This is a genomic window from Alitiscatomonas sp. (assembly GCF_037242085.1).
In the GTDB taxonomy this organism is placed as follows: Bacteria; Bacillota; Clostridia; order Lachnospirales; family Lachnospiraceae; genus Alitiscatomonas; species Alitiscatomonas aceti.
In genome coordinates this window covers 35,692-60,754 of the sequence record NZ_JAXXBR010000042.1, presented here as the reverse complement: position 1 = coordinate 60,754, position 25,063 = coordinate 35,692, and the positions used below count along the sequence as shown (strand labels likewise).

25 protein-coding genes are annotated in these 25,063 nt (G+C 54.8%); all 25 read right to left on the bottom strand.

Annotated features, from left to right (window positions below; genetic code table 11):
- Positions 1-3: 3 nt before the first annotated feature.
- The gene (locus WIH05_RS02550; protein WP_337424927.1) at positions 4-1,263 is read right to left on the bottom strand and encodes an efflux RND transporter periplasmic adaptor subunit; all 1,260 of its coding nucleotides are present in this window, start codon (positions 1,261-1,263) and stop codon (positions 4-6) included.
- A 20-nt stretch (positions 1,264-1,283) separates the two neighbouring features.
- A complete protein-coding gene (locus WIH05_RS02545; RefSeq protein ID WP_022274492.1) occupies positions 1,284-1,934 on the bottom strand; it encodes a TetR family transcriptional regulator in 651 nt (216 codons plus the stop codon).
- A 214-nt stretch (positions 1,935-2,148) separates the two neighbouring features.
- Entirely contained in the window at positions 2,149-2,694 is a 546-nt protein-coding gene (locus WIH05_RS02540) for a nitroreductase family protein (protein ID WP_022274491.1), read from the bottom strand.
- 17 nt (positions 2,695-2,711) lie between these two features.
- The gene (locus tag WIH05_RS02535) at positions 2,712-3,254 is read right to left on the bottom strand and encodes a hypothetical protein (RefSeq protein WP_158358339.1); all 543 of its coding nucleotides are present in this window, start codon (positions 3,252-3,254) and stop codon (positions 2,712-2,714) included.
- Positions 3,255-3,332: 78 nt separating this feature from the next.
- Positions 3,333-4,433 (bottom strand): hypothetical protein, encoded by a 1,101-nt coding sequence (locus WIH05_RS02530; RefSeq protein WP_022274488.1) that lies wholly within the window; start codon positions 4,431-4,433, stop codon positions 3,333-3,335.
- Positions 4,434-4,492: 59 nt separating this feature from the next.
- Positions 4,493-6,340, bottom strand: a complete 1,848-nt coding sequence (gene ftsH / locus WIH05_RS02525; RefSeq protein WP_022274487.1) for an ATP-dependent zinc metalloprotease FtsH — start codon at positions 6,338-6,340, stop codon at positions 4,493-4,495.
- 12 nt (positions 6,341-6,352) lie between these two features.
- A complete protein-coding gene (locus tag WIH05_RS02520; protein ID WP_337424926.1) occupies positions 6,353-7,705 on the bottom strand; it encodes an MATE family efflux transporter in 1,353 nt (450 codons plus the stop codon).
- Between the two features lie 216 nt (positions 7,706-7,921).
- Positions 7,922-9,301, bottom strand: a complete 1,380-nt coding sequence (locus tag WIH05_RS02515) for an MATE family efflux transporter (RefSeq protein ID WP_022274485.1) — start codon at positions 9,299-9,301, stop codon at positions 7,922-7,924.
- A gap of 133 nt (positions 9,302-9,434) precedes the next feature.
- Positions 9,435-10,211, bottom strand: a complete 777-nt coding sequence (locus WIH05_RS02510) for an IclR family transcriptional regulator (protein WP_215655087.1) — start codon at positions 10,209-10,211, stop codon at positions 9,435-9,437.
- Positions 10,212-10,233: 22 nt separating this feature from the next.
- Positions 10,234-11,643, bottom strand: a complete 1,410-nt coding sequence (gene rho / locus WIH05_RS02505; RefSeq protein ID WP_022274482.1) for a transcription termination factor Rho — start codon at positions 11,641-11,643, stop codon at positions 10,234-10,236.
- 198 nt (positions 11,644-11,841) lie between these two features.
- Positions 11,842-13,170, bottom strand: a complete 1,329-nt coding sequence (locus WIH05_RS02500; RefSeq protein ID WP_022274481.1) for an AAA family ATPase — start codon at positions 13,168-13,170, stop codon at positions 11,842-11,844.
- Between the two features lie 10 nt (positions 13,171-13,180).
- Positions 13,181-13,912 carry a polysaccharide deacetylase family protein gene (locus WIH05_RS02495; protein ID WP_337424925.1) on the bottom strand — a complete coding sequence of 244 codons (732 nt, stop codon included), beginning with the start codon at positions 13,910-13,912 and terminating at the stop codon, positions 13,181-13,183.
- A gap of 67 nt (positions 13,913-13,979) precedes the next feature.
- Positions 13,980-15,512: an ABC-F family ATP-binding cassette domain-containing protein gene (locus WIH05_RS02490; RefSeq protein ID WP_022274479.1), complete on the bottom strand. Its 1,533-nt coding sequence runs from the start codon at positions 15,510-15,512 to the stop codon at positions 13,980-13,982.
- Positions 15,513-15,911: 399 nt separating this feature from the next.
- Positions 15,912-16,310: a PaaI family thioesterase gene (locus WIH05_RS02485; RefSeq protein ID WP_022274478.1), complete on the bottom strand. Its 399-nt coding sequence runs from the start codon at positions 16,308-16,310 to the stop codon at positions 15,912-15,914.
- Positions 16,300-17,298, bottom strand: coding sequence for a tRNA-dihydrouridine synthase family protein (locus WIH05_RS02480; RefSeq protein ID WP_022274477.1), 999 nt, complete (start codon positions 17,296-17,298; stop codon positions 16,300-16,302). Before WIH05_RS02480 ends, WIH05_RS02485 begins: the two co-directional genes overlap by 11 nt.
- 44 nt (positions 17,299-17,342) lie before the next feature.
- Positions 17,343-17,999, bottom strand: a complete 657-nt coding sequence (locus WIH05_RS02475; protein WP_022274476.1) for an HD domain-containing protein — start codon at positions 17,997-17,999, stop codon at positions 17,343-17,345.
- 156 nt (positions 18,000-18,155) lie between these two features.
- Positions 18,156-18,560 (bottom strand): HI0074 family nucleotidyltransferase substrate-binding subunit, encoded by a 405-nt coding sequence (locus WIH05_RS02470; RefSeq protein WP_022274475.1) that lies wholly within the window; start codon positions 18,558-18,560, stop codon positions 18,156-18,158.
- Positions 18,547-18,840 (bottom strand): nucleotidyltransferase domain-containing protein, encoded by a 294-nt coding sequence (locus tag WIH05_RS02465; protein ID WP_022274474.1) that lies wholly within the window; start codon positions 18,838-18,840, stop codon positions 18,547-18,549. The genes WIH05_RS02470 and WIH05_RS02465 overlap by 14 nt, the downstream gene beginning before the upstream one ends.
- A 182-nt stretch (positions 18,841-19,022) precedes the next feature.
- Positions 19,023-20,369, bottom strand: a complete 1,347-nt coding sequence (locus WIH05_RS02460) for a dicarboxylate/amino acid:cation symporter (RefSeq protein WP_022274473.1) — start codon at positions 20,367-20,369, stop codon at positions 19,023-19,025.
- Positions 20,370-20,467: 98 nt separating this feature from the next.
- Complete coding sequence (locus WIH05_RS02455) at positions 20,468-20,923, bottom strand: type II secretion system protein (RefSeq protein ID WP_022274472.1); 456 nt, start codon at positions 20,921-20,923, stop codon at positions 20,468-20,470.
- Positions 20,923-21,618, bottom strand: a complete 696-nt coding sequence (locus tag WIH05_RS02450) for a SagB/ThcOx family dehydrogenase (protein WP_337424924.1) — start codon at positions 21,616-21,618, stop codon at positions 20,923-20,925. Before WIH05_RS02450 ends, WIH05_RS02455 begins: the two co-directional genes overlap by 1 nt.
- A 332-nt stretch (positions 21,619-21,950) precedes the next feature.
- The gene (locus tag WIH05_RS02445; RefSeq protein WP_262563093.1) at positions 21,951-22,052 is read right to left on the bottom strand and encodes a hypothetical protein; all 102 of its coding nucleotides are present in this window, start codon (positions 22,050-22,052) and stop codon (positions 21,951-21,953) included.
- 10 nt (positions 22,053-22,062) lie between these two features.
- Positions 22,063-22,869 carry an ATP-binding cassette domain-containing protein gene (locus tag WIH05_RS02440; RefSeq protein WP_022274470.1) on the bottom strand — a complete coding sequence of 269 codons (807 nt, stop codon included), beginning with the start codon at positions 22,867-22,869 and terminating at the stop codon, positions 22,063-22,065.
- On the bottom strand, positions 22,863-23,777 hold the full coding sequence (locus tag WIH05_RS02435) for a branched-chain amino acid ABC transporter permease (protein ID WP_022274469.1): 915 nt from the start codon (positions 23,775-23,777) through the stop codon (positions 22,863-22,865). Before WIH05_RS02435 ends, WIH05_RS02440 begins: the two co-directional genes overlap by 7 nt.
- An 82-nt stretch (positions 23,778-23,859) precedes the next feature.
- Positions 23,860-24,963, bottom strand: a complete 1,104-nt coding sequence (locus WIH05_RS02430; RefSeq protein ID WP_337424923.1) for an ABC transporter substrate-binding protein — start codon at positions 24,961-24,963, stop codon at positions 23,860-23,862.
- Positions 24,964-25,063 lie beyond the last annotated feature (100 nt).

Genomic DNA, 25,063 nt, shown 5'->3' with positions numbered 1-25,063 from the left:
TCCTTACTGAGCGTTTGCTGATGTCTCTTCTGCGGATGTCTCTTCTGCCGCCGGCTCCGGTGCCTCTGCATCTCCGGCTGCTGCATCTGCTGCCGGTTCCCCTGGAGCGTCTGTCATGGGCGCTTCTCCGTTCCCGCCCTCCGGACTCTCCCCGGCTCCAGCGCTCTCTCCGCCGTCCAGGGATGTTTCAGCGTCTGTACCGGCCCCCTCTGCCAGCTGCACCGGAGCTCCCTCATAAAGCTCCTTCGTCCAGGTGGTGATCACCTGGTCGCTGTAATCCAGGCCCGAAAGCACCTGGATCCGTTCTGAGCCGATGAGCCCGTCCTCGATGGCCACCTTGCGGGCAGTTCCCGCCGCCTGGTCATAGGTATATACATAGGCCTGGCCGCCGCTGTAAGAAACACAGTCCACCGGGACCGTCATGACGTTTTCTGCCTTTTCTGAGATAACAGAAAGCTTCACCACCGTGCCAGTGGCCAGGGCATCGGCCCCCTCCAGGCTGGCCTTGATCTTAAAAAGACCGGTCTGCTGGTCCACCATGGTGGCGATCTCCGTGATCACGCCGTTATATTCCGTTCCATTCTTTTCCACGGTCATGGCGTCTCCGGGATGAAGTCCCTCCCGTACCCGCTCGCTGACGGAAAATGCCACGGACTTATTGCCCGCTCCGGAGATCACCGCTGCCACAGAGCCTGCGGCCATCATGTCATGGACCTTCACATCAAAGCTCTCCAGAAGACCGCTGATGGGCGCTGTCACCGTACTGTTCTCCAGCTGTATGTCATAATTCAGCCTGGCCCCGTCGTACTGGAGCTTCGCCATGGACACGCCGTTGACCACCTGCTCGTAGGCCTGGGCAGAAATATCCCCGCTGTCATAAAGGACCTTCATCCGGTTTAAATTGGTCTGGGCATCGTCTAAGGATACCTTGGCCGTATTTAACTGGATCCTGGCGGATTCCAGCTGCTTATTGTCGATCTTAAAAAGCGTCTGGTCCTTTTCCACCATCTCTCCCTGGTTTACATAAACCTCCAGGACCTCTCCGCTTCCCATGGCCGCCACATAGACCACATCCGCCGGCTCCACGGTTCCTGTCAGATCCGTGGAGATGGAAATGGTATCTGCCGCAGGGTTTTCCACCTGGACCGATGGATCCGGAACCGCCTCCATGGGCTCCTCCTTCTTCGTCATACGCATGAACACCAGGGTCCCCAGCGCTCCCACGGCCAGAACTGCTGTCACTGCTTTTGCCAGTTTTTTCATAATTTTTATTCTCCTCTTTTTTATTCTGTTTTTTCCTGTTCCGCACTCCGAGGACAGACGCCGTATCTCAGAAGATTGATGCGCCTGTTATAAAAGTCCATGGCCTCCTCTGCCCCGCATTCCCCGTTCAGCTTCTTCTTTAAAGCCATCATCATAGTGATGGCATGGAGATCCATCAGATCTGTAAAGGTTATAAAATCCATAGGGAACCGGCCCTGGTCCAGGAGACCGTAGATCCGGTCCAGATAGGACCGCTTGCATTCCATATGATCTTCCCCTTTTTCACCCTTGACGCTTTCCTTAAACAGGTCAAAAAATGTCTTGCTCTCGATGAGCTTTGTGATCATTCCCATGAATCCGCCGTCATTGGCATGGGTGATGGTATGCTCCAGGGACCGGGAAAGGGTCAGCCAGATATCCCCGCCGTTCTCCTCCATATCCTGGACGTAAAAATCGTTGTGCTCCCGAACCCGGTCGCTGATGAGCCACCGCAGAAGATCGTATTTACTCTCAAAATATGTATAGAAGCTTCCGCGGGAAATATCCGCCTCCTGGATGATCCGGTTGATGGACGCGGATTCCGGGGACATCCGCGTAAATTCCTGGATCCCCGCTCGCCGTATGGCCTCGATCTTCTCCTCCGGCAGCCTCTTAAACCGCTCTGTCGGCATATGATCCCTCTTTTCATAAGTTCTGATTTTTCAAAGTGACAACTCGTCATCATTATAGTGACACCCTGTCATATTATCAATGGGAAGGGAACAGATTTTATAGAATTTATAGAGTTTTTAGAAAGGTAAAATGAGCTGCAGGTCTGTATGACAGACATCCGCAGCTCATTTTTTTACAGGCTCCCGCCAGTCCGGGCCATACGGCCCGGGACTCCTACCACTGGTTATAGGTCACGATCTCATCCAGATCCTTTCTCGCTTTCTTTCTGGGCGCGCCCTCATTGGCCGGGTATCCCACGGTGATGATAAGGCGCACCGGACGCTCCTCGGGGATCCCGAAGGACCTGTGGAGCTTTTCCTGGTTCATGGTGCCGATGATGCACGTTCCCAGCCCCATGGAAGCGGCTTCATAGCAGATCCCCATGGCCGCCATCCCGATATCCATCTGGGCAAAATGCTGGGGGCCGTAATGCTCCTCCACTCCCGGCTTATACTGGGCCTTTTCCTCGCAGATCAGGATAAAGGCCGGGACGCTGGCTCCCCAGGGACAGCCCGTAAGGCCGTTGTCATCAAAGGCCTCCACCACCTTTTCACGGCTCTCCGGCTCATCCACAAGGATAAAATGCCACGGCTGGGAATTGCAGGCGCTGGGGGCAAAGCGGGCCACATCCACCAGATGGACCAGCTGTTCCCTCGTCACGGGACGGTCTGCGTACACCCGGCAGCTCTCCCGCTTCATCTGTAATTCTTCAAAATTCATAAAAAAAATCTCCTTTATTATTTTAAGCTCCTGGCCGCCTCTCTGGCTGCCTCAAAATCATTGGTGACCGTACCGTCGGGAAGGATGAATACCGGGATCCCCACCCGTCCCTCTTTCCGGATCTCATCGTAAAGCTCCGGGTGGTTTTCCCGGATCCTCAGATACAGGCGCATATCGTTTAAATTCTCCACGATATCATGGAACTCCACCGGAAGCCCTTCCTCCTTAAGCTCCGCCAGGCGGTTCCGGCAGGCCTTGCAGAGGTGGCTCCCCACCATCACCACTGCCGGTTTCTTCGCCCTTCTGGCCGCCTCAAAGGCCGCGTCACAATCCATGGTGACTGTACCGTCTTCTAAAACGAATACAGGGATCCCGATCTGGTTGTTTTCCCGGGCCTCCTTATAAAGCTCCGGATTTCCCTCGCGGATCTCTAAGAATTCCTTCACATAGTCCAGGGCCTTTTCCATATCGTGGAATTCAATGGGAAGGCGCTCCCTTTGGATCACCTCCATGGCTGATACACAGTCCTTGCAGATATGGTTTCCTATCATTCTGATCATCTTATGGTTCCTCCTTTTTATCTGCTGCCCCGCAGAGCTTTTTCGCCCGGGGCGGTTTCTTAGGCATCGTTTCCTTCCCTAGACCGTTTCGCCCTCTTCCGGCGCGTAAAGGCTCAGCATACAGAATTCCCCGCTGCCGCTGTCATCATAGGCTGCCCAGGCCTCCAGGCCCTGGTACATCACCTCTCCGGTGATCCCGTCCTCCAGTCCGCCTTCCATAACTACGGTCTCAAAGACCATCTGGCCGCCGGGATTTTCAGAAACAGCTCCCGATTCCTTCAGAAGCTCCATGACCATATCCAGAAGCTGGTACATGGCCTCCAGGTTATCTGCGGAGACCTGTATGCCGTGGAGGCTGCCGTCGCCGGTGTCCAGGCTCAGGGTCACGCCCCGGTACCAGCCGTCCTCTCCTGTAAGAACATAGTCATACCGGACCTCATAATTGGTGAACTCCCCAAAGGCAAAGTTAGCGCTGGTCCGGCCCAGCTCCTCCACTGCCAGGCCATGGTCTGCGGCCAGGCCCTCCAGGTCCGCCTGCAGATCATCGCCGTTTACGTCCAGGTGGCCGTAGCCATTGCACCGGATCCCCGCAGCCCGGACCTCCTCCTCTGAAAGCTCCTGCTCCCCGGCCGCTGTTTCCTCCGGCCACACCTCCTCGATCGAGATCCCCTCATCCCAGGATCCCGCCTCCGGATATACTGGCTCCGGCTCCAAGTCCGGGACCATATGGCTTATACTGTTCATGACCATCCCGCCAGAGGCCATGATCACAGCTGCCGCGGCTGCGGCCAGGATCCACACTGGGGCCCATCCCCGGCCTGGCCGGGACGCACTTCGGCCAGAGCCTGTGCTCTGGTTCCGGGATACCTGCGCCTCGGAAGCCTTCCCTCCAGACTTTCCGTTCTTTCCGGTCTTGGCCTTAGGCGCAGCAGCGGCCTTCCCTCCCGGCCATCCGGCCTTTTCCACATCCTCATACGAAGCTCTGTGGTCCGGCCTGACTTCCATTTCCCCGGTATGCAGATCCCCGTGGTACTGGCAGTTCTCCTCTGAGGCCGGATGTCTTTCATTTAAATAATAATTCACGTCCACGATCAGAGGCGTTTTCACAAAACGACGGCATCCCCGGCAGTAGCGGCCTTCCAGCTCCTGATCGCAGTACGGGCAGATTCGTTTTCTCATCTGATCCCCTCCTGCTGTCAGTATACACTACTTCCAGGGATGCGTAAACAAAAAATATCCTATCGGTTTAAAATTTCCATGAACTCTTCGCCGGTAATGGTCTCCTTTTCCAGAAGATAAGCCGAAAGCTCATTGAGTTTTCCCGCATGTTCCTTAAGGATCTCCATGGCCTTCCCGTACTGCTCCTTCACGGTCTTAATGACCTCCTCGTCGATGGCCCTGGCCGTTTCCGGCGAGCAGGCTAAGGACGTGTCTCCGCCCAGATACTGGTTGGTCACGGTCTCTAAGGCCACCATTCCGAACTGCTCGCTCATACCGTACCGGGTCACCATGGCCCTGGCCAGCTTTGTGGCCTGCTCGATGTCGTTGGAAGCGCCGGTGGTGATGGAATGGAACATGAATTCCTCTGCCGCGCGGCCTCCGGTGAGGGTGGCGATCTTATTTAAGGCTTCTTCCTTACTCATTAAGAACCGTTCCCCGGCCTCCACCTGCATGGTGTAGCCCAGAGCGCCGCTGGTCCTGGGGATAATGGTGATCTTGTGGACCGGAGCCGAGTTGGACTGGCAGGCAGCCACCAGGGCGTGGCCGATCTCATGGTAGGCCACGATCCTCTTCTCATTTTCAGACACCGCCGCATCCTTTCTCTGGTATCCGGCGATGACCGTCTCCACGCTCTCCTCCAGATCTGCCTGGCAGACGACTCTGCGGCCCAGGCGCACGGCCCTTAAGGCCGCCTCGTTGACGATGTTGGCAAGCTCTGCACCGCTGGCGCCGGAGGTTGCCCTGGCAATGGCGTTGAAGTCCACAGTATCGTCCATTTTTACACTGCGGCCATGGACCTTGAGGATCGCCTCACGGCCCTTAAGATCCGGCAGCTCCACCGGGATCCGGCGGTCAAAACGGCCCGGTCTTAACAGCGCCTGGTCCAGGGATTCGGGCCGGTTGGTGGCCGCCAGGATCACAACGCCCTTCTTTCCGTCAAAGCCGTCCATCTCTGTTAAGAGCTGGTTTAAGGTCTGCTCTCTCTCGTCGTTTCCGCCCATGCCGCTGCCGTCACGCTTTTTACCGATGGTATCGATCTCGTCGATGAATACGATACAGGGGGCCTTTTCGTTGGCCTGCTTAAACAGGTCGCGGACCTTGGCCGCTCCCATGCCCACGAACATCTCCACAAACTCCGAGCCGGAGATGGAGAAAAACGGCACATGGGCCTCTCCTGCCACAGCCTTTGCCAGAAGCGTCTTACCGGTTCCCGGAGGGCCCACCAGAAGGGCTCCCTTGGGAAGCGTTGCGCCGATGTCTGCATATTTCTTCGGGTCGTGCAGAAAGTCCACGATCTCCTTTAAGGCCTCCTTAGCCTCTTCCTCTCCGGCCACATCGGCAAAGGTCTTTCCCGTCTCATTTTCCGCATAGATCTTGGCGTTGGACTTTCCAAAGGTCATGGCGTTCCCGCCCATGCGCTTGGCCATCATCCGGCTGAGGAAATGGCCCATTAAGAACATGAGTCCAAAGGGCAGGATCCAGGTGGTCAGGAAATTCATCAGGGCCGATTCCTTATGAGGGATCACCTTTCCGAAGGTGACTCCCGCCTTATAGAGCCGGTTGGTCAGCGCCTCGTCCTCCCAGAGGCCGGTCTTATAGATCTGCTCCTTTCCCTGGGCATCGGTGGCCAGGAACATGATCTGGTCCGTGTCCTTTTCCACCTGGACCACCTTTCCCGCGTCCACCATGGCCAGGAATTCATTGTAATTGACCTCCATGACCTTTTCTTCCATCACATTGGGGAAGACCAGGGCATTTAACAGCATGGTCACTAAAAATATGGTGAGGAAATAGTAGATCAGGCCCTTGGGGCTTTGCTGTGAGGGCTGCTTTCCAGGCGTTTTTCCGCCGTCTGTTGTTCCCATAAATATTCTCCTTTACTTTTTCACTTTCGTATCTGCATGCTGGTACAGCATCTTGTTGAAATTCCGTGCGAACAGGACCACGGTGGTAACGATGGCAATGAGATCCGCAATGGGCTCTGCGTAAAACAGTCCGTCGGTGCCCATGCCAAGCTTCGGAAGAAGGATGGCCAGAGGGATCAGAAGGATCACCTTCCGTAAAAGCGCCAGGAATACGGAGATCTTCGCCTGTCCCAGGGCCAGAAAGGTCTGCTGGCAGGCCATCTGGGCTCCCATGATCAGAAAACCAAAGAGATAGATCCTGGCCGCGTAAATGCCGATCTCGATCACCTGGGCATTGTCCGAAAACAGACGGATGAACACCTGGGGGAATAAAAGCACAGCTCCCGTCCCCACCAGGGAAAAACCGACTCCCGCTGCAAACAGCAGCTTAAAGGCCTTCTTCACCCGCTCATGGTTCCCGGCTCCGAAGTTATAGCTGATGATGGGCTGGGCACCCTGGGTCAGTCCGGACAGAGGCAGGAACAGCATCTGCATGATGGAAAACAGGATGGTCATGGCCCCCACATAGTAGTCATTCCCGTAATGCTGCATTCCAGAGTTATACGTCAGCTGCACCAGGCATTCCGTGGCCTGCATGATGAACGGGGACGCTCCCAGGGCCAGTACCGGGACCAGGACCGCCTTTTTTATCTTCAGATTTTCTTTTCTGACCCTTAAGATGCTCTTCTTTCCGCAGAGGAAGGACAGCACCCAGACAGCCGAAACAGTCTGGCTTAAGATGGTGGCCAGAGCCGCTCCCTGGACACCCATATGGAAGCCGAAAATGAAGATCGGGTCCAGGATGATATTTAACACAGCGCCGATGAGCACGGTCTTCATTCCCGTCTTTGCAAAGCCCTGGCAGTTGATGAACGTATTTAATCCCAGGGCGATCTGCACGGAAATGGTGCCCAGAAGATAGATCCCCAGATAGCTGTTGGCGTAGCCGATGGTCTGTTCACTGGCTCCGAACAGCATCAGCAGCGGTTCCTTCACCGCATAAAAGAATACGCTTAAGACCACTGCCAGAATGCACAGGGCCGTGATGCAGTTCCCCAGGATCTGCTCGGCCCCCTTCATATCCTTCTTTCCCATACAGATGGCTGCCTGGGGCGCTCCCCCGGCTCCCACCAGGGCCGCAAAGGCGGAGATCAGGATGATCACCGGGAAGGTGACTCCCAGCCCGGCCAGGGCCAGATGGCCCACCTCCGGGATCCGGCCCACGTAGATCCGGTCCACCATATTATAAAGAAGATTCACAAGCTGGGCAAATACCGTGGGAACTGCCAGCTCTGTCATCAGCTTCCCCAATGGAGCTGTCGCCATTTTATTGTTGTCCTGTACCTTGCTGTCCATTGTTTTCTTACACCGTCTCTTTCCTTGATGATCCGTTTCTTTTCCTCTATTCTTCCTGTATCCGAGGAAAATTATCCGCTCTCTTATAGTGACAACTTGTCACCTTTTTGTACAGTGCTTATCCTATCACGCAAACCGCGGACCGTCAAGGAAGTTCACAAAACTTTCGCAATTCTTATGTTTTTTTTAGATTTCGATCTTCATCCACCGGCCGCTCTTAAATCTCCAGGTGGTAAGAAGAAGCCTGGAGGTCTGGTCTCCCAGGATCCCCAGCCAGATCCCTACTAACCCCAGTCCGCAGGCATAGCAGAACACATAGGACAGGATGGGACGGACGAAGGTGATGCTGATGGTGGAGGCAATGGTGGTAAATACCACATCACCGGCTCCCCTTAAACAGCCCATGTAGATCACCTGGGCGATCTGGAGAAGGACGATGAAGGTCAGGACACGGGTGATCTCCACCCCCATGGCCACCAGGTGGGGTTCATCGAAAAACAGATGAAAATACCAGGTGCCCAGGGTGGTGTAAAGGACCGCCAGCACAATGGAGATCATATTGCCGATCCTCTGGCAGATGGTGCCGTACATCTGGGCCAGATCCGGCCGCTTTTCTCCCAGGCTCCTGCCGCAGAGGGCCACCGCCGCCACCTGCATCCCGTCTCCAAAGGAAAAGGAAAGGCTCATGACGTTCATTCCCACCTGGTGGGCCGCAAAGGCGTCGGTCCCCAGCTTTGCCACCATGATGGAGACCGTAAGGAAGCCGATCCGCATGAAGATCTGCTCCACAAATACGCTGGAGGCCACCTTGAACATATTTTTTGCCGGCTCCAGGGTGATCCGCACCTTTTCCTTTATGATGAAGGGCAGGCTGACAAAATTATCCCGTTTCATGACCGAAAGAATGCTCATCAGACACGCGATGACCGTTCCGAACACCGTGGCCAGGGCCGCTCCGGTGATCCCCAGCTTCGGAAAGCCCAGATTTCCCTGGATCAGCAGGTAGTTTCCGATCATATTGACCACATTGGAGGTCACATTGGTGCGCATGGCGATCTTTGTGTTTCCCGCCCCTCTCTGGGCCGCGTTGATGGCCATGGAAATAATGTTGAACATCATCCCGCCCATGATGATCTGGAAATACCGGACGGCTCCCGCCTGGGTATCCTCGTTGGCCCCGCAGAGCCGGATGATGGGATCTGCAAAGAAAACGCAGGCCATGCTGATCAGTGTCCCCACCGCCAGGGTAAAGGCCGCTGCCATTAAGAGCACCTGGTTGGCTCCGTACTGGTCCTTCTCTCCCCGCCGTCTGGCCACCAGGGCCGACACCGAAACGTTGGTGGCGATGAAGATGCACAGCCCGATGAACTTGGGCTGGGTCGTAAGTCCCACGGCAGCCACGGCCTCCGGCCCCATGGAGCTGACCATCAGAGAATCCACCATTCCGGCCAGGGCAATAAAAAAGGACTCCATGACTGCAGGCCACGCCATATGAAATGCAGTCTGGTATCCCTTTTTATTTCCGCCCATGAATTTCTGGATCCTGGTTTCTTGATTTCCTTCCATATTTTATCCTCCCCTGTTTTTCACATACCTTCATTATAAACTTCAGTACGTTAAAAAGCAAGTGTATCAAGAAAGAAGCTCGCCTGCGGCGGGCCGCTTCTGCGGCATAATTCCCTTCCGCCTGGGCTTACTTCTACTTTCCGGCCAGCCCCAGGCTCCGGGACAGATCCTGCCGGAAAGCCAGCACATACTCCTTCAGCTCCAGGATCCGCTGGTCGGTCATACGGTTGGCCGGGGCCGAAATACTCAGTGCGTATACGGGATCCTTGTGGTAATCCCTGAGACTGGCGGCGATGCAGCGGACGCCCTCCTCGTTTTCTTCATCGTCCACCGCATATCCGTCTTTCCGTACCTGCTCCACCCGTTCCATGAGAACGGGAAGCTCTGTGATGGTCCTGGGCGTCAGCTTCCGGATCCGGGAATTTTTCCAGATCTCTCCGATCTCCCGGTCCGTCAGCTCCGCCAGCAGGGCCTTTCCCACGCCGGAACAGTAAAGAGGGATCCGGCTTCCCACCCGGGATACCATACGGATGGAGCTGGCGAAGGATTCCACCTTGTCGATATAGACCGCCTCCGTCCCTTCCCGCTTCACCAGGTGGACCGTCTCACCCGTCTGCTCCGACAGACGCTTTAACGACGGATGGATCAGGGCCGCCATACTGGTCTGCTCCAGGATCCGGCTGCCGATCTCCAAAAATTTCAGGGACAGGGAATATTTTAAGGATTCCTCGTCCTGGCGGATATAGCCCATATGCTGTAAGGACGCCACCAGCCTGTGTACCGTGCTCTTATGAAATCCCAGGGAAGCGCTCAGCTCCATGATCCCCATAGGGCCATTTTCTGCCAGAAGCTCGATGACCCGGAACAGCTTCTCCGCCACCTGTATGGGATTTTTTGACTCTTCTTCCATAATACGATCTTCCTCCGGGCAATTAAAAAAGTCTGATTTTCTTTATGACGTCCACGAACTCCCGGTTGGACTTGGTCCGGGCGAACTGATCCAGGATCTTCTCCACCGCCTCATCGGCCTTCATGGAGCTGGTGGCCTTGCGGATGGAATCCACAGCCTCCGCCTCCTCTGGCGTCAGCAGAAGGTCGTCCCGGCGGGTGCCGGATTTTAAGATATCGATGGCCGGGAAGATCCGCTTTTCGGAAAGCTTCCGATCCAGGACCAGCTCCATATTTCCGGTTCCCTTGAACTCCTCGTAGATCACATCGTCCATACGGCTTCCTGTATCCACCAGGGCTGTGGCAAGGATCGTCAGGCTTCCGCCCTCTCTCATATTCCTGGCCGCTCCGAAGAACCGCTTGGGCATATGGAGAGCCGCCGGATCCAGACCGCCGGAAAGCGTCCTTCCGCTGGGCGGGACCACCAGGTTATAGGCCCTGGCAAGGCGGGTCATGCTGTCTAACAAGATCATCACATCCCGGCCATGCTCCACCAGGCGCTTGGCCCGCTCAATGACCATTTCGGAAACCCTTTTATGGCGCTCCGGCAGCTCGTCAAAGGTGGAATAGATCACCTCCACATTGGGGCCGATGACCGATTCCTTAATATCCGTAACCTCCTCGGGACGCTCGTCGATCAGAAGGATGATCAGATGCATATCCGGATGGTTGGTGGTCACGGCCTTTGCCACCTGCTTTAAAAGAGTGGTCTTACCGGCTTTTGGCGGGGATACGATCATGCCTCTCTGCCCCTTTCCGATGGGGGCCAGAAGGTCCATGACCCGCATGGCCGTAGTATTCCTTCCGTTCTTCACCTCCAGGCTCAGCCGCCGGTTGGGGAAGATGGGCGTCAGATCCTCAAAGTTTGGCCGGCGCTCCACCACATAGGTGGGATATCCGTTGATGGAGGTCACATAAAGAAGGGCTGCGAATTTTTCCGTAGCCGTCTTTACCCGCCTGCTTCCCCGTACCATATCTCCGGTCTTCATATTAAAACGCCGGATCTGGGAGGGGGCCACGTAAACGTCGTTTTCCCCGGGAAGGAAATTCTCACAGCGGATAAAACCGAATCCATCGGGCATCACCTCCAGGATCCCGTATGCCTCAATGCCGCTGTCCAGGTCCTGGAGCTCGCTTCTTGGATCCCCCTTGGATTCCTGGCGTTCTCCATAAACGCGGGCCGGACGGTCATTTCCCTCCGGGCGGTCTCCTGCTGTCCGTTCCTGGACGCCGGAAGCCGCGCTCTCTGTTTTATCGTCTTTTTCCTTTTCTGCCACCTCGCACAGCCTGTCCACCAGCTCAGATTTTCTCAGTCCGCTCACGTATTTAATTCCCTGACTCTTTGCCAGCTCGCGAAGCTGTGACAAAGGCAGTGTCGCTAATTTTTCACGCATAAATTCTCTCCTTAATTTCTGTTTCTGCTGTTTATCATTGGGGATTCACAAGATATTTCAGATATTCGACAGATAAGTATAACAGCCGTCCGGCGATGCCCTCCGGCTCTGGATATGCTTTTATTATAACTCAAACTTCCTATCTTGAAAAGAAAAATTTACGTTTTCTTCCGGATCCAGGCCCCGGGGGAAGGACCGTCAGTCCTTCCCCTCCCCCTTCAGCCATTCCATATGCTCCCGGATCTGCTTTTCAAACCCGTTTTCTGTGGGCTCGTAAAACACACAGTCTTCCATGCCGTCGGGAAGATACTGCTGCTTCACATAATGTCTGGGATAATCGTGGGCATACTTATATCCCAGGCCATGGCCCAGCTTCTCTGCGCCCTTATAATGCTTATCCTGAAGATGGGCGGGCACCGGAGGCGTTTTTTCCGACCGCACCGCCTCCATGGCCTTAAAGATCCCCAGGCAGGCCGCGTTGCTCTTGGGAGCCGTCGCCACATAGGCCACCGCCTGGGCCAGGGGGATCTGGCCCTCGGGCAGACCGATCCGCTCCACCGCCTGGGCGGCGCTCACCGCCACCGTAAGGGCGTTGGGATCGGCATTCCCCACATCCTCGGCGGCACAGATGATGATCCGTCTGGCGATGAATTTTACATCCTCACCGGCATACAGCATCCGGGCCAGGTAATAAAGGGCCGCGTCCGGATCCGAGCCCCGCATGCTCTTTATGAAGGCGGAGACCGTATCGTAATGATTGTCCCCGTCCTTGTCATACCGGACGGCCCGCTTCTGGATACACTCGGCTGCCACAGGAAGCGTGATATGGACCTTTCCGTCCTCCGACTGCTTCGTGGTAAGGATCCCCAGCTCCACAGCGTTTAAGGCCGCCCGGGCGTCCCCGTTGGCCACATCCGCCAGGAAATCCGCCGCATCCTCGGTGATATCCGCCCCGTATGCGCCCATGCCCTTTTTCTCATCATAAACGGCCCGGAGCACCAGTTCTCTGATATCCTGCTTTTCCAGGGGCTTCAGTTCAAAGATCCGGGATCTGGAAAGAAGGGCGTTATTGACCTCAAAATAGGGATTTTCCGTGGTGGCTCCGATGAGAGTCACCGTACCGTCCTCCACAAAGGGAAGGAGGTAATCCTGCTGGCTCTTATTGAACCGGTGGATCTCATCCACAAACAGGATGGTCTTTTTCCCATACATGCCCAGGGCATCCTTGGCCTCCTTTACGATGTCCTCCATATCCTTTTTTCCGGCCACTGTGGCGTTGATCTGGCAGAACCGGGAACTGGTGGTATTGGCGATCACCTTTGCCAGGGTGGTCTTTCCCGTTCCCGGAGGACCGTAAAAGATCACGGACCCCAGTTTGTCAGCCTTGATGGCCCGGTACAGCAGCTTATCCTTTCCTATTATATGCTGCTGTCCCACCACCTCATCCAGGGTCGCCGGCCGCATCCGTGAAGCCAGGGGCGCCTCCTTTTCCATTGTATTTGTCCGCATGTAATCAAATAAATCCATGGTCTTCCTCTTAATCTATGGTTAATTCGTCTACCGTAACAAAAGTATAGCCCTTTGCCAGAAGGTTGTCAATGATCTCCATGGCCGCCTCCACAGACGTCTGGAATTCATCGTGCATCAGGATGATATCCCCGTCCTCCGTATCCTTTAAGACCCTCCGCACGATCCGGTCTGTATCCTGGAGCTTCCAGTCCAGCGAATCCACACTCCAGAGCACCGTCTCCATGGGAACCGCCTCCTGGAGTCCGCTGCTCCATTTACCAAAGGGCGGCCGTATATACTCCGGCATCCTCCCTGTGACGGCTCCGATCATGGCGGCGGTGTCCATGAGCTGCCGTACTGCCTCTTCCTCCGGTTCCCGGGTCAGATCCCTGTGCTCCATACAGTGGACGCCGATGAGATGGCCCTCCTCTGCCATCCGTCTTACAGTATCCTCGTTCCCTTCGATGCACTGGCCCACCAGGAAAAACGATGCCCGGACCTCCCGCTCCTTAAGGCCGTCCAGAAGAGCCTCCGTATATCGGGCATTGGGACCGTCGTCAAAGGTCAGGGCCACGGCTCCGGCCTCCTCCGTTCCCGGCCCGTCCCAGCCGCCGTCCTCCACCACCCGTCCCGTGCCCGGGGCTGCGGCCCCTTCCGCCCTCTGTCGGGCCAGGGAAGCCAGGAGTACAGCCGCCAGGAAAAGATCAGCCGCAGCCGCCAGAAAAAATATGGCCGTCATTTTTTTCAGTCTCTTGTCCATGAAAAAGCCCCCAGGGCCTTCGTCGTATCAGTATATGAAACAGCAGAGGCCCCATATGCACCGGGATCTAGCCGTCGAGCCGGATGGTCTTCGTTGCGATCCTCCGGCAGAAGCCTGCGTCATGCTCCACAAACAGCATGGTGGGCTGGTATTCCAGCAGAAGCGTTTCGATCTGCATCCTGGAAAACACATCGATATAATTGAGAGGCTCGTCCCATATATAAAGATGGGCCGGCGTTGCCAGGCTGGCTGCCAGAAGGACCTTCTTTTTCTGCCCCTCGGAATAATCCTCTATGTTTTTAAGGAACTGGGTGCGTTCAAAGTCCAGCTGGCGCAGGACCGCCAGAAACAGGCTTTCGTCCAGGCCCCGTTCCCGGCAAAGGTCCCGGACGGACCCCTTAAGGCCTGAGGCCTCCTGTCCCATATAGGAGATCACAAGTCCCGCCGCCGTCCGGCAGACGCCGGCCTCCTCCACATCCAGAAGCCCGCTTCCCTGGCCGTTTTTCCCCAGGATCGCCCGGATCAGAGTCGATTTTCCACAGCCGTTTCTTCCGCTGAGAGCCGCCCGGTCTCCTTTTTCTATGGAAAAGCCCAGTCCTTCAAAAACCGGCCTCCCGGCGTCTCTGTACCGTATGCTGTAATCCCTGGCCTCCACAAGCACCGACTTGTGGTGGGACAGCTTTGTGAGCTTCAGATCTGCGGGGACCTCCAGATCCTTCAGCAGTCCCTCCTTCTCCCGGATCTCCCGGCCGATCCGTTTTTCCATCTGCTTTACACGGCTCTGCATCTTCTTCGTTTTGGCTCCGATGTAGCTGCGCGATCCATTCCCCCGGTCATGCTCCTTGATGGGATCGTAGCCGATCTTGGTGCGCTCATTCTTATCTGCCCATCCGGCGGCCCGGGCCGAGGCCTCTTTAAGCTTCCGGATCTCCTTCAGGTGCTTTTCGTTTTCCGATGCGGCAAACTGGTCCTTTCGGGTCTTGTTTTCCCACCAGACAGAAAAGCTCCCGTTCATCACCTCAATGGTCTTCCGGTTCAGCACCAGGCAGTGGTCCGTACAGGCGTCCAGAAGCTCTCGGTCGTGGGACACCAGGATAAAGCCCTTTTTTGACGCCAGGTACGTCTGTACCGCTTCCCTGGCCTCCAGGTCCAGATGGCTGGTGGGCTCGTCAATGAGAAAAAAGCCTCCATTCCCGGCAAACAGGACAGCCAGAAGGAGCTTCGTCCGTTCTCCCGGACTTAAGCTGCCGAAGGGCCGGTAAAGGATCTCGTCCGTTTCCCCCAGGTCTGCCAGCTCACGGGCCGCCTGCCAGAGCTCACATCCCTCCTCCAGCTCATCTATAAATTCCCAGGCCTCCATCCCCATCTGGCGTTCTGTGACCAGATATGGAAAATAGCGGAACCCGGAGGGCGCGTCAATGGTGCCCTGGTATCGGTATTTTCCCAGCAGCAGATTTAAAAACGTGGTCTTTCCCTTTCCGTTCCTTCCGATGAATCCCAGTCTCCAGTCCGTATCAATGGAAAAGGAAACATCCTCAAAAATGTTGTCAATGCCTCCGTCGTAGCAGAATGTAAGGTCTTTTACCCGGATCTGTGCCATATAAATCCCTCCTTTTTGCGGTCCTCCTTACGGCCCGGATCCCATTTCCAGGCATAAAAAAGGAACCGCCCGCTGCCAGACAGTTCCATTATGCACCACAACCCGCCATTGATCTGTAAATTTACGCACGAAAAAAAGGGGTTATGAGAACATAATCCACTTCTGGCGGCATGAAAAAAACGTATGGAGCCTGCGGCCCATACCATTTAAAGGTTTCATGTCATCAAAAGCAGATTATTTTCTCATCCTTTCACCCCTTCCTGTCAGTTACCGCCCATTCTAGCACGCTTTCTCCCGGATGTCAACCGGGACCCCGTTCTGGCCCCCCGGTCTCTTCACAGCCTCCCCATGGCGCGCAGGAAAACGCGCGGTCCGGCGGGAACGGCGGGAGCATCCTCCTTATTCCTGGCAGAAGAACGTAAAATCCCCCTCTGCAAACAGCTTCCCGGAATCCCTTCCATAAACGCCGGAATGGCAGAAGGACACGGTCCGTCCCCTTTTTGTGACCCTGGCCTCCGCATACAAAGGCTCTGACAGACCGGCAGAGCGCAGGAACCGGAAGGAGGAATCGATGGTCACACACGTTCTTCCGTCGTTTCTCACCAGAAGCCCCGCAGCCGCCTCCGCCATCAGAAACATCAGTCCCGCATGGACGCCGCCCATGGAATTCAGGGATGTCTTTTCCGGATCCATCTCCACCCGCGCCGCCGTCTCTGAAAGCTCCACGGCCCGGACGCCGTTATGGATCATAAACGCATTGTTTTCATTGGCCTGTTTCATCTGTTCCTTATAGTCCATGACCTGCCTCCTTAAAAAGCTCATTCACCGCCTCCGTATATTCTGAAAGGCGTGTGGATTTCTTGATCCTCTTTTCCAGCTTCGGGCTGTCGGGAAACTGGACGATCATATGGGCCCACAGCTCCTTCATGCGGAACAGCACGTTCCTGTCCCCGCTCATCAGCTCCCCGTAGGCCTCAAAAAGAGCGTCATGGAACTGTCTTAAGCGGGCCAGATCCGGGCCGTCCTCCGTCCCTTTACAGGTCCCGTCCATACCGATTTCTTCCGCTTCTATTTTTAAAAGCTTCTCTCCCAGCTCCGGATCCATGATGAGCCCCCGGCCCAGCATGATCCGTTCCACCGTCGGAAACTGCTCCCGGAACCGTCTGTAATCTGCCGCGGTAAAAATATCCCCGTTATATACCACTGGATTTTTACTGGCCTCCAGGGCGCTGGAAAACACCTCCAGATCCGGGTGGTTCTTATAAAAGTCCTTCTGGATCCTGGGGTGGATGGTCAGCTCATAAATGGGATACCGGTTATAGATCTCCATGAGCTGCGGCCATTCCTCCGGGGAATTTTTTCCGATCCTGGTCTTTACAGACACCAGGATCTCCCCGCCCGTCACCATGGGATCCGAAAAGATCCTGTCTAAAAGCGCGTCCAGCTCCTCCGGATACATCAAAAGCCCCGAGCCCTTCTTCTTGGCCGTCACAGTTCCCGACGGACAGCCCAGATTCAGATTGATCTCCCGGTACCCCAGGTCCCGCAAAAGCCTGGCTCCCTTCAGGAAGCCCTCCGGATGATTGACCAGAAGCTGGGGCACCGGACGGATCTCCCCGTTATTTTCCGGCAGCACGTCCTTTAACTCCCTTGTGCTCAGGCCGTTTTCCGCGCTGGGCGACAAAAACGGGGTGTAATACTTTTCCACCCCGCCGAAAAATCTATGATGCAGATTTCTGTATGTGTAACTGGTGATCCCCTCCATGGGGGCAAAATAAAACTCCATATTCCTCCTGTTTTCAGCCGTCGTTTTCTGGCGGGCCTTCCGCCTTAAACGATCTTGCTTCCATTGGCCGTCATCTTAAACTTGGCGCCCAGCATCTCCGAAGCTCTGCGGCACATGAGCATCCTCTCTAAGAAGATCTCAAAATACTCCAGCATGGAGCAGATATTTTCGTCGATCTGCAGGTCCAGTGTCACCAGATTTTTCTCCGGGCACACCGTAAGGCTTGCCTCAGTGACCGCATAATTGACCCGGTCATGGATATCAAAGCTGGCCTTGTCCTTATTCCTTACACGGTTTCTTCTTACGTCGGTCTTATCCGCAATGATCAGAGCCGCCGAAATGGCGTCCACGGCCCCTCCGGTGGATTCGTCATGATTTCCAATGGCGGACACCACCGTGACCCGGTCCTCCAGGGGCAGGTCCGTTCTGGATAAGATCTGCTCAGCCAGAAGCGCGCCGTATTCTGCATGGCGGTGCCGGTTGATGGCGTTTCCCATATCGTGCATGAAACCGGCGATCTTCGCCACCTCCCGGTCATGCTCGCTGTATCCAAATTTTTCAAGGATCATGGCCGCCCGCTCCGCCACCATGGCGCAGTGGGCTCCGGAGTGGTCCGTAAAGCCCATGGTCCCAAGATTATCATTTCCTTTTTTCAAATATGCGAGAACCTCTCTGTTCTCCCGGATGTCCTTATACGTCAATTCTTTTCTCCTCTTATCTCTTCTTTTCTTCTCTCTTCTCGTCACCTCTCCAACATACAGGATTTTGGGCCCTCCGTCAACCGTATTCTGGTAATAGATTTGTAAATTCCAGGTAAAATCGCGGCAGACGATTTTATCTGCATAGACAGCCGTTTTCTACATATTATCTATTTCATCCTTATAAAAGGATTCGATCCCCTCTTTCATTTTTTGAAACTCCGGGATATACCGCTGCAAAACTGCGTCAACTAAACGTCTGGCCGCCAATGCGTCATAAATATGCGTCATGTCATTTCTCGCTCTCAGCATTTCCAGCCAGACATTTTCGTCGATAAAATCATATATAGTAAATGCTGTTTTTAATATCATTTTAGGTGAGCCGCTGGCGGAAATGCTCTGTCCCTCATAGCTCAGCAGCTCTTTCAGAACCTTCCAGCCAAGCTCGAACTGAATAAAAAATTTATCTATGATCCCGCCAATAATAAACTCATTTGTCAGGTCCTCCTGATCCGCCAACGCCAGCACATTCAAATTTGATTTAAAATGATCAAATTTTTTCATACAGCACCCTTCCCTCTCTCTGAATCGATTCCATCAGTTCCTCCTGGATCTTTTCATCCAGATCAACTATATCAAACTTCAAAAGCGTTGATGTATCTTCATTCACATCAATGGAAAACCGGATAAAATCGCCGCCCTCGACTGCCAGATCTATATCACTTTTTTCTCTGAAATCTCCCCGGGCCCTTGAACCGAATAAAATCACTTTTCTCACTTCATATTTTTGGGCCAGGCTCCGTATTTCATCAACCACCTGCTGCCTGATTCCAGTTCCTTCCATATGATCATGCATCCTTTCCACTATTTTCTCTGCTGGAATACATCTTATTGCATCGCCAATATTACGGCATCACTTCTTATATCTATTAGTATAACTGAAATTATATCAAGAAACAAATAAATTTAAAAAAGGATGCCGCCCGATCCCATACCAGTGACCAGGCGGCGCCCTTCTTTTTCTATCTATGCATTATATTTCGTTTCGTCCAGCATCCCTTCCGATTTCGCAACATAGATGCTGGCGGCAGAATCTCCCACCACGTTTAAAGCTGTTAAGAGCATTTCGATGGGCCGGTTGATGGCTAAGATCAGGCTGTACGCCAGAAGCGCGCTGTCATTTACATAGCCCAGGCCGGACAGGATCGTGAACAGGATGATGGCTCCCGCTCCCGGTGCAGCCGGGGTCCCCACCGATGCGATCAGCACCAGCAGAGCCACCACCACAAGCTGGCCAAAGGTCACGTCATATCCGGCGCAGCCGGCGACAAACAGAGTCGCAACCACCTGCATGATGGCCGTACCGTTCATATTGATGGTCATTCCCAGCGGGAGAACGAAAGAGGCGATCTTTTCGTCCACGCCCAGCTCCTCCACCGTAGTCTTCACATTGAGAGGCAGGGTAGCCGCACTGGATGAAGTGGAAAAGCCGAAAACTGCCACCTTTAAGATCTTGCTGGCAAACTTAAACGGATTTAACCTGGTGCTGGCTGCCACGAACAGCGGATATCCCACAAACAGGAAGGCCAGCAAAAGAAGGGTCGTTGCCACCACATACGTCATGGCCGGCTTCAGATGGTGGATGCCATAGATGGCGAAGGTCCTGGACAGCAGGACAAAAATGGCAATGGGACCGAACTTCGTAACCACATAGTTTAAAAATACCACGACAATGTCGTTGATCTCTGTGATCAGCTTCTTTAATACAGAGGTCCTTTCCTCTCCCAGGGCATTCATGCACAGTCCCAGGGTTACGGCCAGAAATACAATGGCCAGTACAGAGGTATTGCTGGAAAAGGTCGCCGCAACGTTGGACGGCACCACGCTTAAGATCACATTTAACGGATTGGCACCGGTGGATCCGGCCTGTCCCTCCAGACCATCCACCTGGATGTTAAAAAGGCCGGCGCTGTAAATCATATATCCGGCTCCGCATGCCAGGACCAGGGCCATTGCCGAGCATACCAGGAATCCGCCGATGGTCTTAAAGGAAATCCTTCCAAGGGCTCTCGTATCAGAGATCTGGCCAATGGCAAGGGTAATGGATGTAAATACCATAGGTACGATCACAAGCTGCAGCGAGCGGATGAACAGCTGGCCCAGGATATAAAAAAGTCCCAGGTCTTTTTCCGCGCCTGCGGCTGTGATATCCTGGAACAGGATACTGTTGATGGTCTTCCAGACGGCCTCCTGGCCGGAGCTGTTCAGGTTCTCTCTTAACATCATCAGCAGAAGACCGGCCGCAAGACCGCAGATGAGAGAAATTCCCATTCTTCTGGCAAGTGAATTGGTGGTTTTCTTTTGATTCTCCATGTCGCTTCTCCTCAATCTTATTTTTGCCTAAATCTTCCACATTATACCCGTATTCATTTCATTTAGCAAGGAGAATTTTATATTTTTTTAATGAATTTTTAAGATTTCCCCCGTTTTTTCACCGTGATCCCATCATTTTTCTTCCATGTGACCTCATATTCTTCCGTGGAATACGTAAAACCAGCAATAAAATACCGCCCTTCCCCATTCCGCTTTATCTTCAGGGAATAGCCGGTACAGTCCTCTGTCATTGCTCCCACATAGGGATACAGGACGCTGTCCCGATGATTGGGCGGCGCCAAAAATGCCTCGCTCCAGAACACCGACGCGTCCGAGCCTCCGGCTTCTCCATACTGGGCCTCACATATGGCCAGGGCATTTTTGATCTGCTCCGCCGTTTCATACAGCTCTGCCTCCCTGGCCCGTTCCACATAGCCGGAGTAAATTCCGGCGGAGACCGCCGCCAGCGCCGCCATAATGGCGATGACGGCCATCAGCTCCACCAGAGTGTACCCTTTACAGGATCTTTTCTTTCGTATCTGCGTGCTTTCCATTATTTTTCTTTTAAAAATGCATAAAAGGCCTGCTCCGCAGCCTCGTTTTCCTCCGACACGGTCCCAACAGGCGCACAGTAGAAAATATATTCTTCCTTTCCGTCCAGGCCGAACATCTCTGAGGCCGCCGGAGAATCCATGGCCGCAATGGCACAGGTCCCCAGATCTAAGGCGCTGCAGGCCAGATACAGGTTTTCTGTCACATGGCCGGCGTCGATCATCATGACCCTGGGCGCATTAAAGGCGTATCTCCATTCGCCGCGGTAGGGCACGATGCTGTAATAAAAGATCACACTGGACTTTAAGACCCATTTCTGGCGGCTCACCGACTGGACCACCCGGTCTGCAAAGGCCTCGTCCTTTATGTCCGCAGACTTTAAAAACTCCAGCCTGTGCTCCATGGGAAGGTAATGATAAAGCCCTGGCTCCAAACCCTCCACATTGAGGATCAGCGGATAGCACTCAAAGGGATGCCTGGAACCGGCGCTGGGCACGGTCCGCAGAGTGGCGTAATTGTTCCCGCGGATGCCCCGGATCCCCTGCTGGGCCCACAAAAGAAAGGACAGGGTCAGAAGATCCATGGAGCCGCCGGTAAATACCCGGTTGCTCCTCCGGTCGTGGAGGATCCGTAAAAAGCTCTTGTCCATGGGCAGATCCCCGAAGTTTTTCGGAAGCTCCATGGTGTTTTCCGTCATGGGCGCCTTCACCAGAGGCGGCTGGGGCTTTTTTAAGGTCTGATCCGACTGTGGTATTCCTCCCTGGACCAGTCGATCAGTTCCCTGCTTCTTTCGATACGCGCTTTCATTTCCTGTTCTGTCATAGGTGTTTCCTCCCTTTTATATTTCCGGATCGCTCCGGTAAGATCTTCCGGTTCCTCCCACAGGCGCTGCTCTGCTGCTGCCCTCAGCTCCTGTATTCCATGATAAAAGTATACCACAGCCCCGTCCGCTCCGCCACCTAAACCTGTAAGCAGGAACCGGCGCGAAAGGCCGCAGCCCCCGCGCCGGTTTCCTATATTTTCATCTGTTTAGATCCACGCCCCGTCGCTTCCGACCGTATAGCCGTCGGGCGTCACCGTATTGGACAGCATGGCTCCCACCGGTCGGATTTTATATAGATCCCAATGCATTCCGGCAGGATCAGTCCTCCGCCGACAAAAGGATCCGGTCGTTATCAAGCTCCTTCCCGGCTCCGATACGGAACTTCTCCAGAAGATCCGGCACAGTCATGCGGGACCGCTCCTCTCCCTTCACATCGAACACGATCCGGCCATCGTCCATCATCAGCGTCCGGTTTCCCATGGTCAGGGCCTGCTGCATATTGTGGGTGACCATCAGACAGGTGGTATGGTTTTTTGCCACGATCTTTTTCGTCAGCTCCAGCACCTTTTCCGCCGTGGCCGGATCCAGGGCTGCCGTGTGCTCATCCAACAGCAGTAAAAGCGGGGGCACCATGGTGGCCATAAGAAGGGTCAGGGCCTGGCGCTGGCCGCCGGATAAAAGGCCCACCGGCTGCTTCATCCGGTCCTCCAGCCCCATGTCCAGCATGGAAAGCTGCTCTCTGAAAAATTCTTTATCCTTTTTTGAGATCCGGCTGAAGGGAATGCTTCCTCTGGACGCCCGCAGATACGCCAGGGACAGGTTTTCCTCAATGGTCATATGGGGAGCCGTTCCCTTTAAGGGGTCCTGGAAGAGACGGCCGATGACGCGGCTCCTCTGGTACTCGGGCGCAAAGGTAATGTCCTTTCCGTTTAAGGTGATGGAACCGGAATCCGTAATAAAGCTCCCGGCAATGGCTGCGAACATGGTGGACTTGCCCGCGCCGTTGGAGCCGATGACCGTGGCAAAATCTCCCGGCTCCAGATGGAGGGACAGATCCCGGATGGCTGCCTTTTCGTTGACCGTCCCCGGATTAAAGGTCTTTCTGATATGGTCCAGCTTTAGCATGACTGTCCCCTCCTTTTCTTCGCTTCCGCTTTCTTTTTCTGAAGTCCTGCCCACTCTCTTAAGGACGGGGAGGCAATGGCCAGGGCCACCACCACCGCTGTCACCAGCTTCAGGCACTCGATGGGAACGATGGAGGTCTTAAGGATCATGGCATAAAGGAAGCGGTACAGAATGCTCCCGGTCACAGCTGCCGCCACGTTTCTTCCCATGGAGCGGCGGCCCAGTACAGTCTCTCCGATGATGAGGCAGGCCAGGCCGATGACCACGATCCCGGCTCCGCTGTTGATATCCGCCGATTTCTGGTACTGTCCCACCACAGCTCCCGAAAGGGCCGTTAAGGCGTTGGAGATACAGAGTCCCACAGTAATGGTAAACACCGGGTTCACCGACGACGCCCGCACCATATCCCGGTTGTCTCCGGTGGCGCGGATGCTTAAGCCCAGCCGGGTGCCCAGAAACCATACCAGGGCGGCTCCGGCAAACATGGTGATGCCGCCCGCCAGGATCAGCTTATAAAATCCGCCTCCGATCCCCAGGTCCCGGAACAGTGTGAACATGGTATCCTGCTTTAAGAGGCTCACATTGGAGCTCCAGCCCATGACCATGAGATTCACGGTGTAGAGCCCCGTATTGGTGATGATCCCGGCCAGGATCGACGGTACGCCCATCCTGGTCTGCAAAAACGCTGTCACATAACCGGCGCAGGCTCCCGCCGCCATGGCTGCAAAAACCGCCAGCACCGGATGGCCGGCCGCCGCGCAGGTCACCGATACGGCTGCTCCCAAAACGAATCCACTGTCTGTGGTCATATCTGCGATATCCAGGATCCGGTAGCTTAAAAACAGGGCCATGGCCACCAGGGCATACATAAATCCCAGCTCCAGGGCTGTCTGAACCACATAAAGCATATCTTTCCCATCCTTCCATACTCTTTATTTTCTGCCTGGGAGCCTGCGCCCATTCTGTACAGGCCCCCGGCAGCCGCTTTCTTTAATCCTCTGTGGTGCCTACCTCCACCAGAGTTCCCATGTCCTTAAATACGGAATAATCGACTCCCAGGACCTGGGCTGTTTCGGTGTTCACAGTGATGATCCCGCCCTCGGCCAGATAAAAGTCCTCCAGGGAATCCATGCCCTCTGTCATGGCCGTATAAGCCAGGTCCGCCGTCTCATGGCCCAGGTCTGTGTAGTTGACGCCGCAGGTGGCAAAGGCGCCGTTCCTTACGAAGGAGTCGGCCCCGGTGTAGTGGGGGATCCCTGCCTCGGCCAGGCTCTCATAGATCGCCAGCTCTGCGGACATGATCACGTTGTCGGTGGGTGTAAAGATGGCGTCCACGTCCTCTGCGATCAGGGCGCTGGCCGCTGTGATCACCTCGTCGTTGGTATTGGCCGTTTTCTCTGTGTATCCGATCCCCTTTTCCTCCAGATACGCCTTTGCCTCAGCGATGGGCGTTTTGGAGTTATCCTCCGATAAGGAATAAAGGAGTCCGACCTTTTTCACCTCCGGATCCTGGGCCAGCATCATATCCAGGATGAACTTTGTATTCAAGGCGTCTGAGGTTCCGGTCACATAATCAATGTCCGTCATTTCCGCTGCCTCCGGATCGGAGATGGCCGCATAGACCACCGGGGTCTTCGTATCCTCAGCACAGGTGGCCATGACCTGGGCTGCCAGGGTGGCAATGGGGATCACCGCATCCACCTGCTCGGAGATCACCTGGGTCCCGATCTGGGTCAGCACCGACTGGTCTCCCTGGCCGGAATATACCTCATACTGGATGGAAACTCCGTTCTTTTCTGCCAAGGCATCCAGCTCCTCACAGACGGCAGCGGCGATCTCGTCCAGGGACGCGTGGTCCATCTGCTTTACAACGGCCACGGTATATTCCCCGCCGTCTGCGTTTCCAGCTTCTGTATTTTCTCCGGCCCCGCCGGTCTTCTCCTCTTTTGTCTCCTTTGAGCCCTGGGCCGTTGTTTCTTCTGCCTTCGCCCCACTGGCCTCTGGGCTGCCTGACGTTTCCTTCCCCCCACAGCCTCCTAAAAGTGCCGCTGTCACTGCTGCTGCCATCACTGCGCTCATCATTTTTTTCTTCATAGTCTTTCTCCTCCATGCTCTTAAATTTTTTCGCATTTCAGAAACGGGAAACCAGCGGCGGTACGCGTCTGCGGCAGAATCCTCTTCCGCCCCATGACGA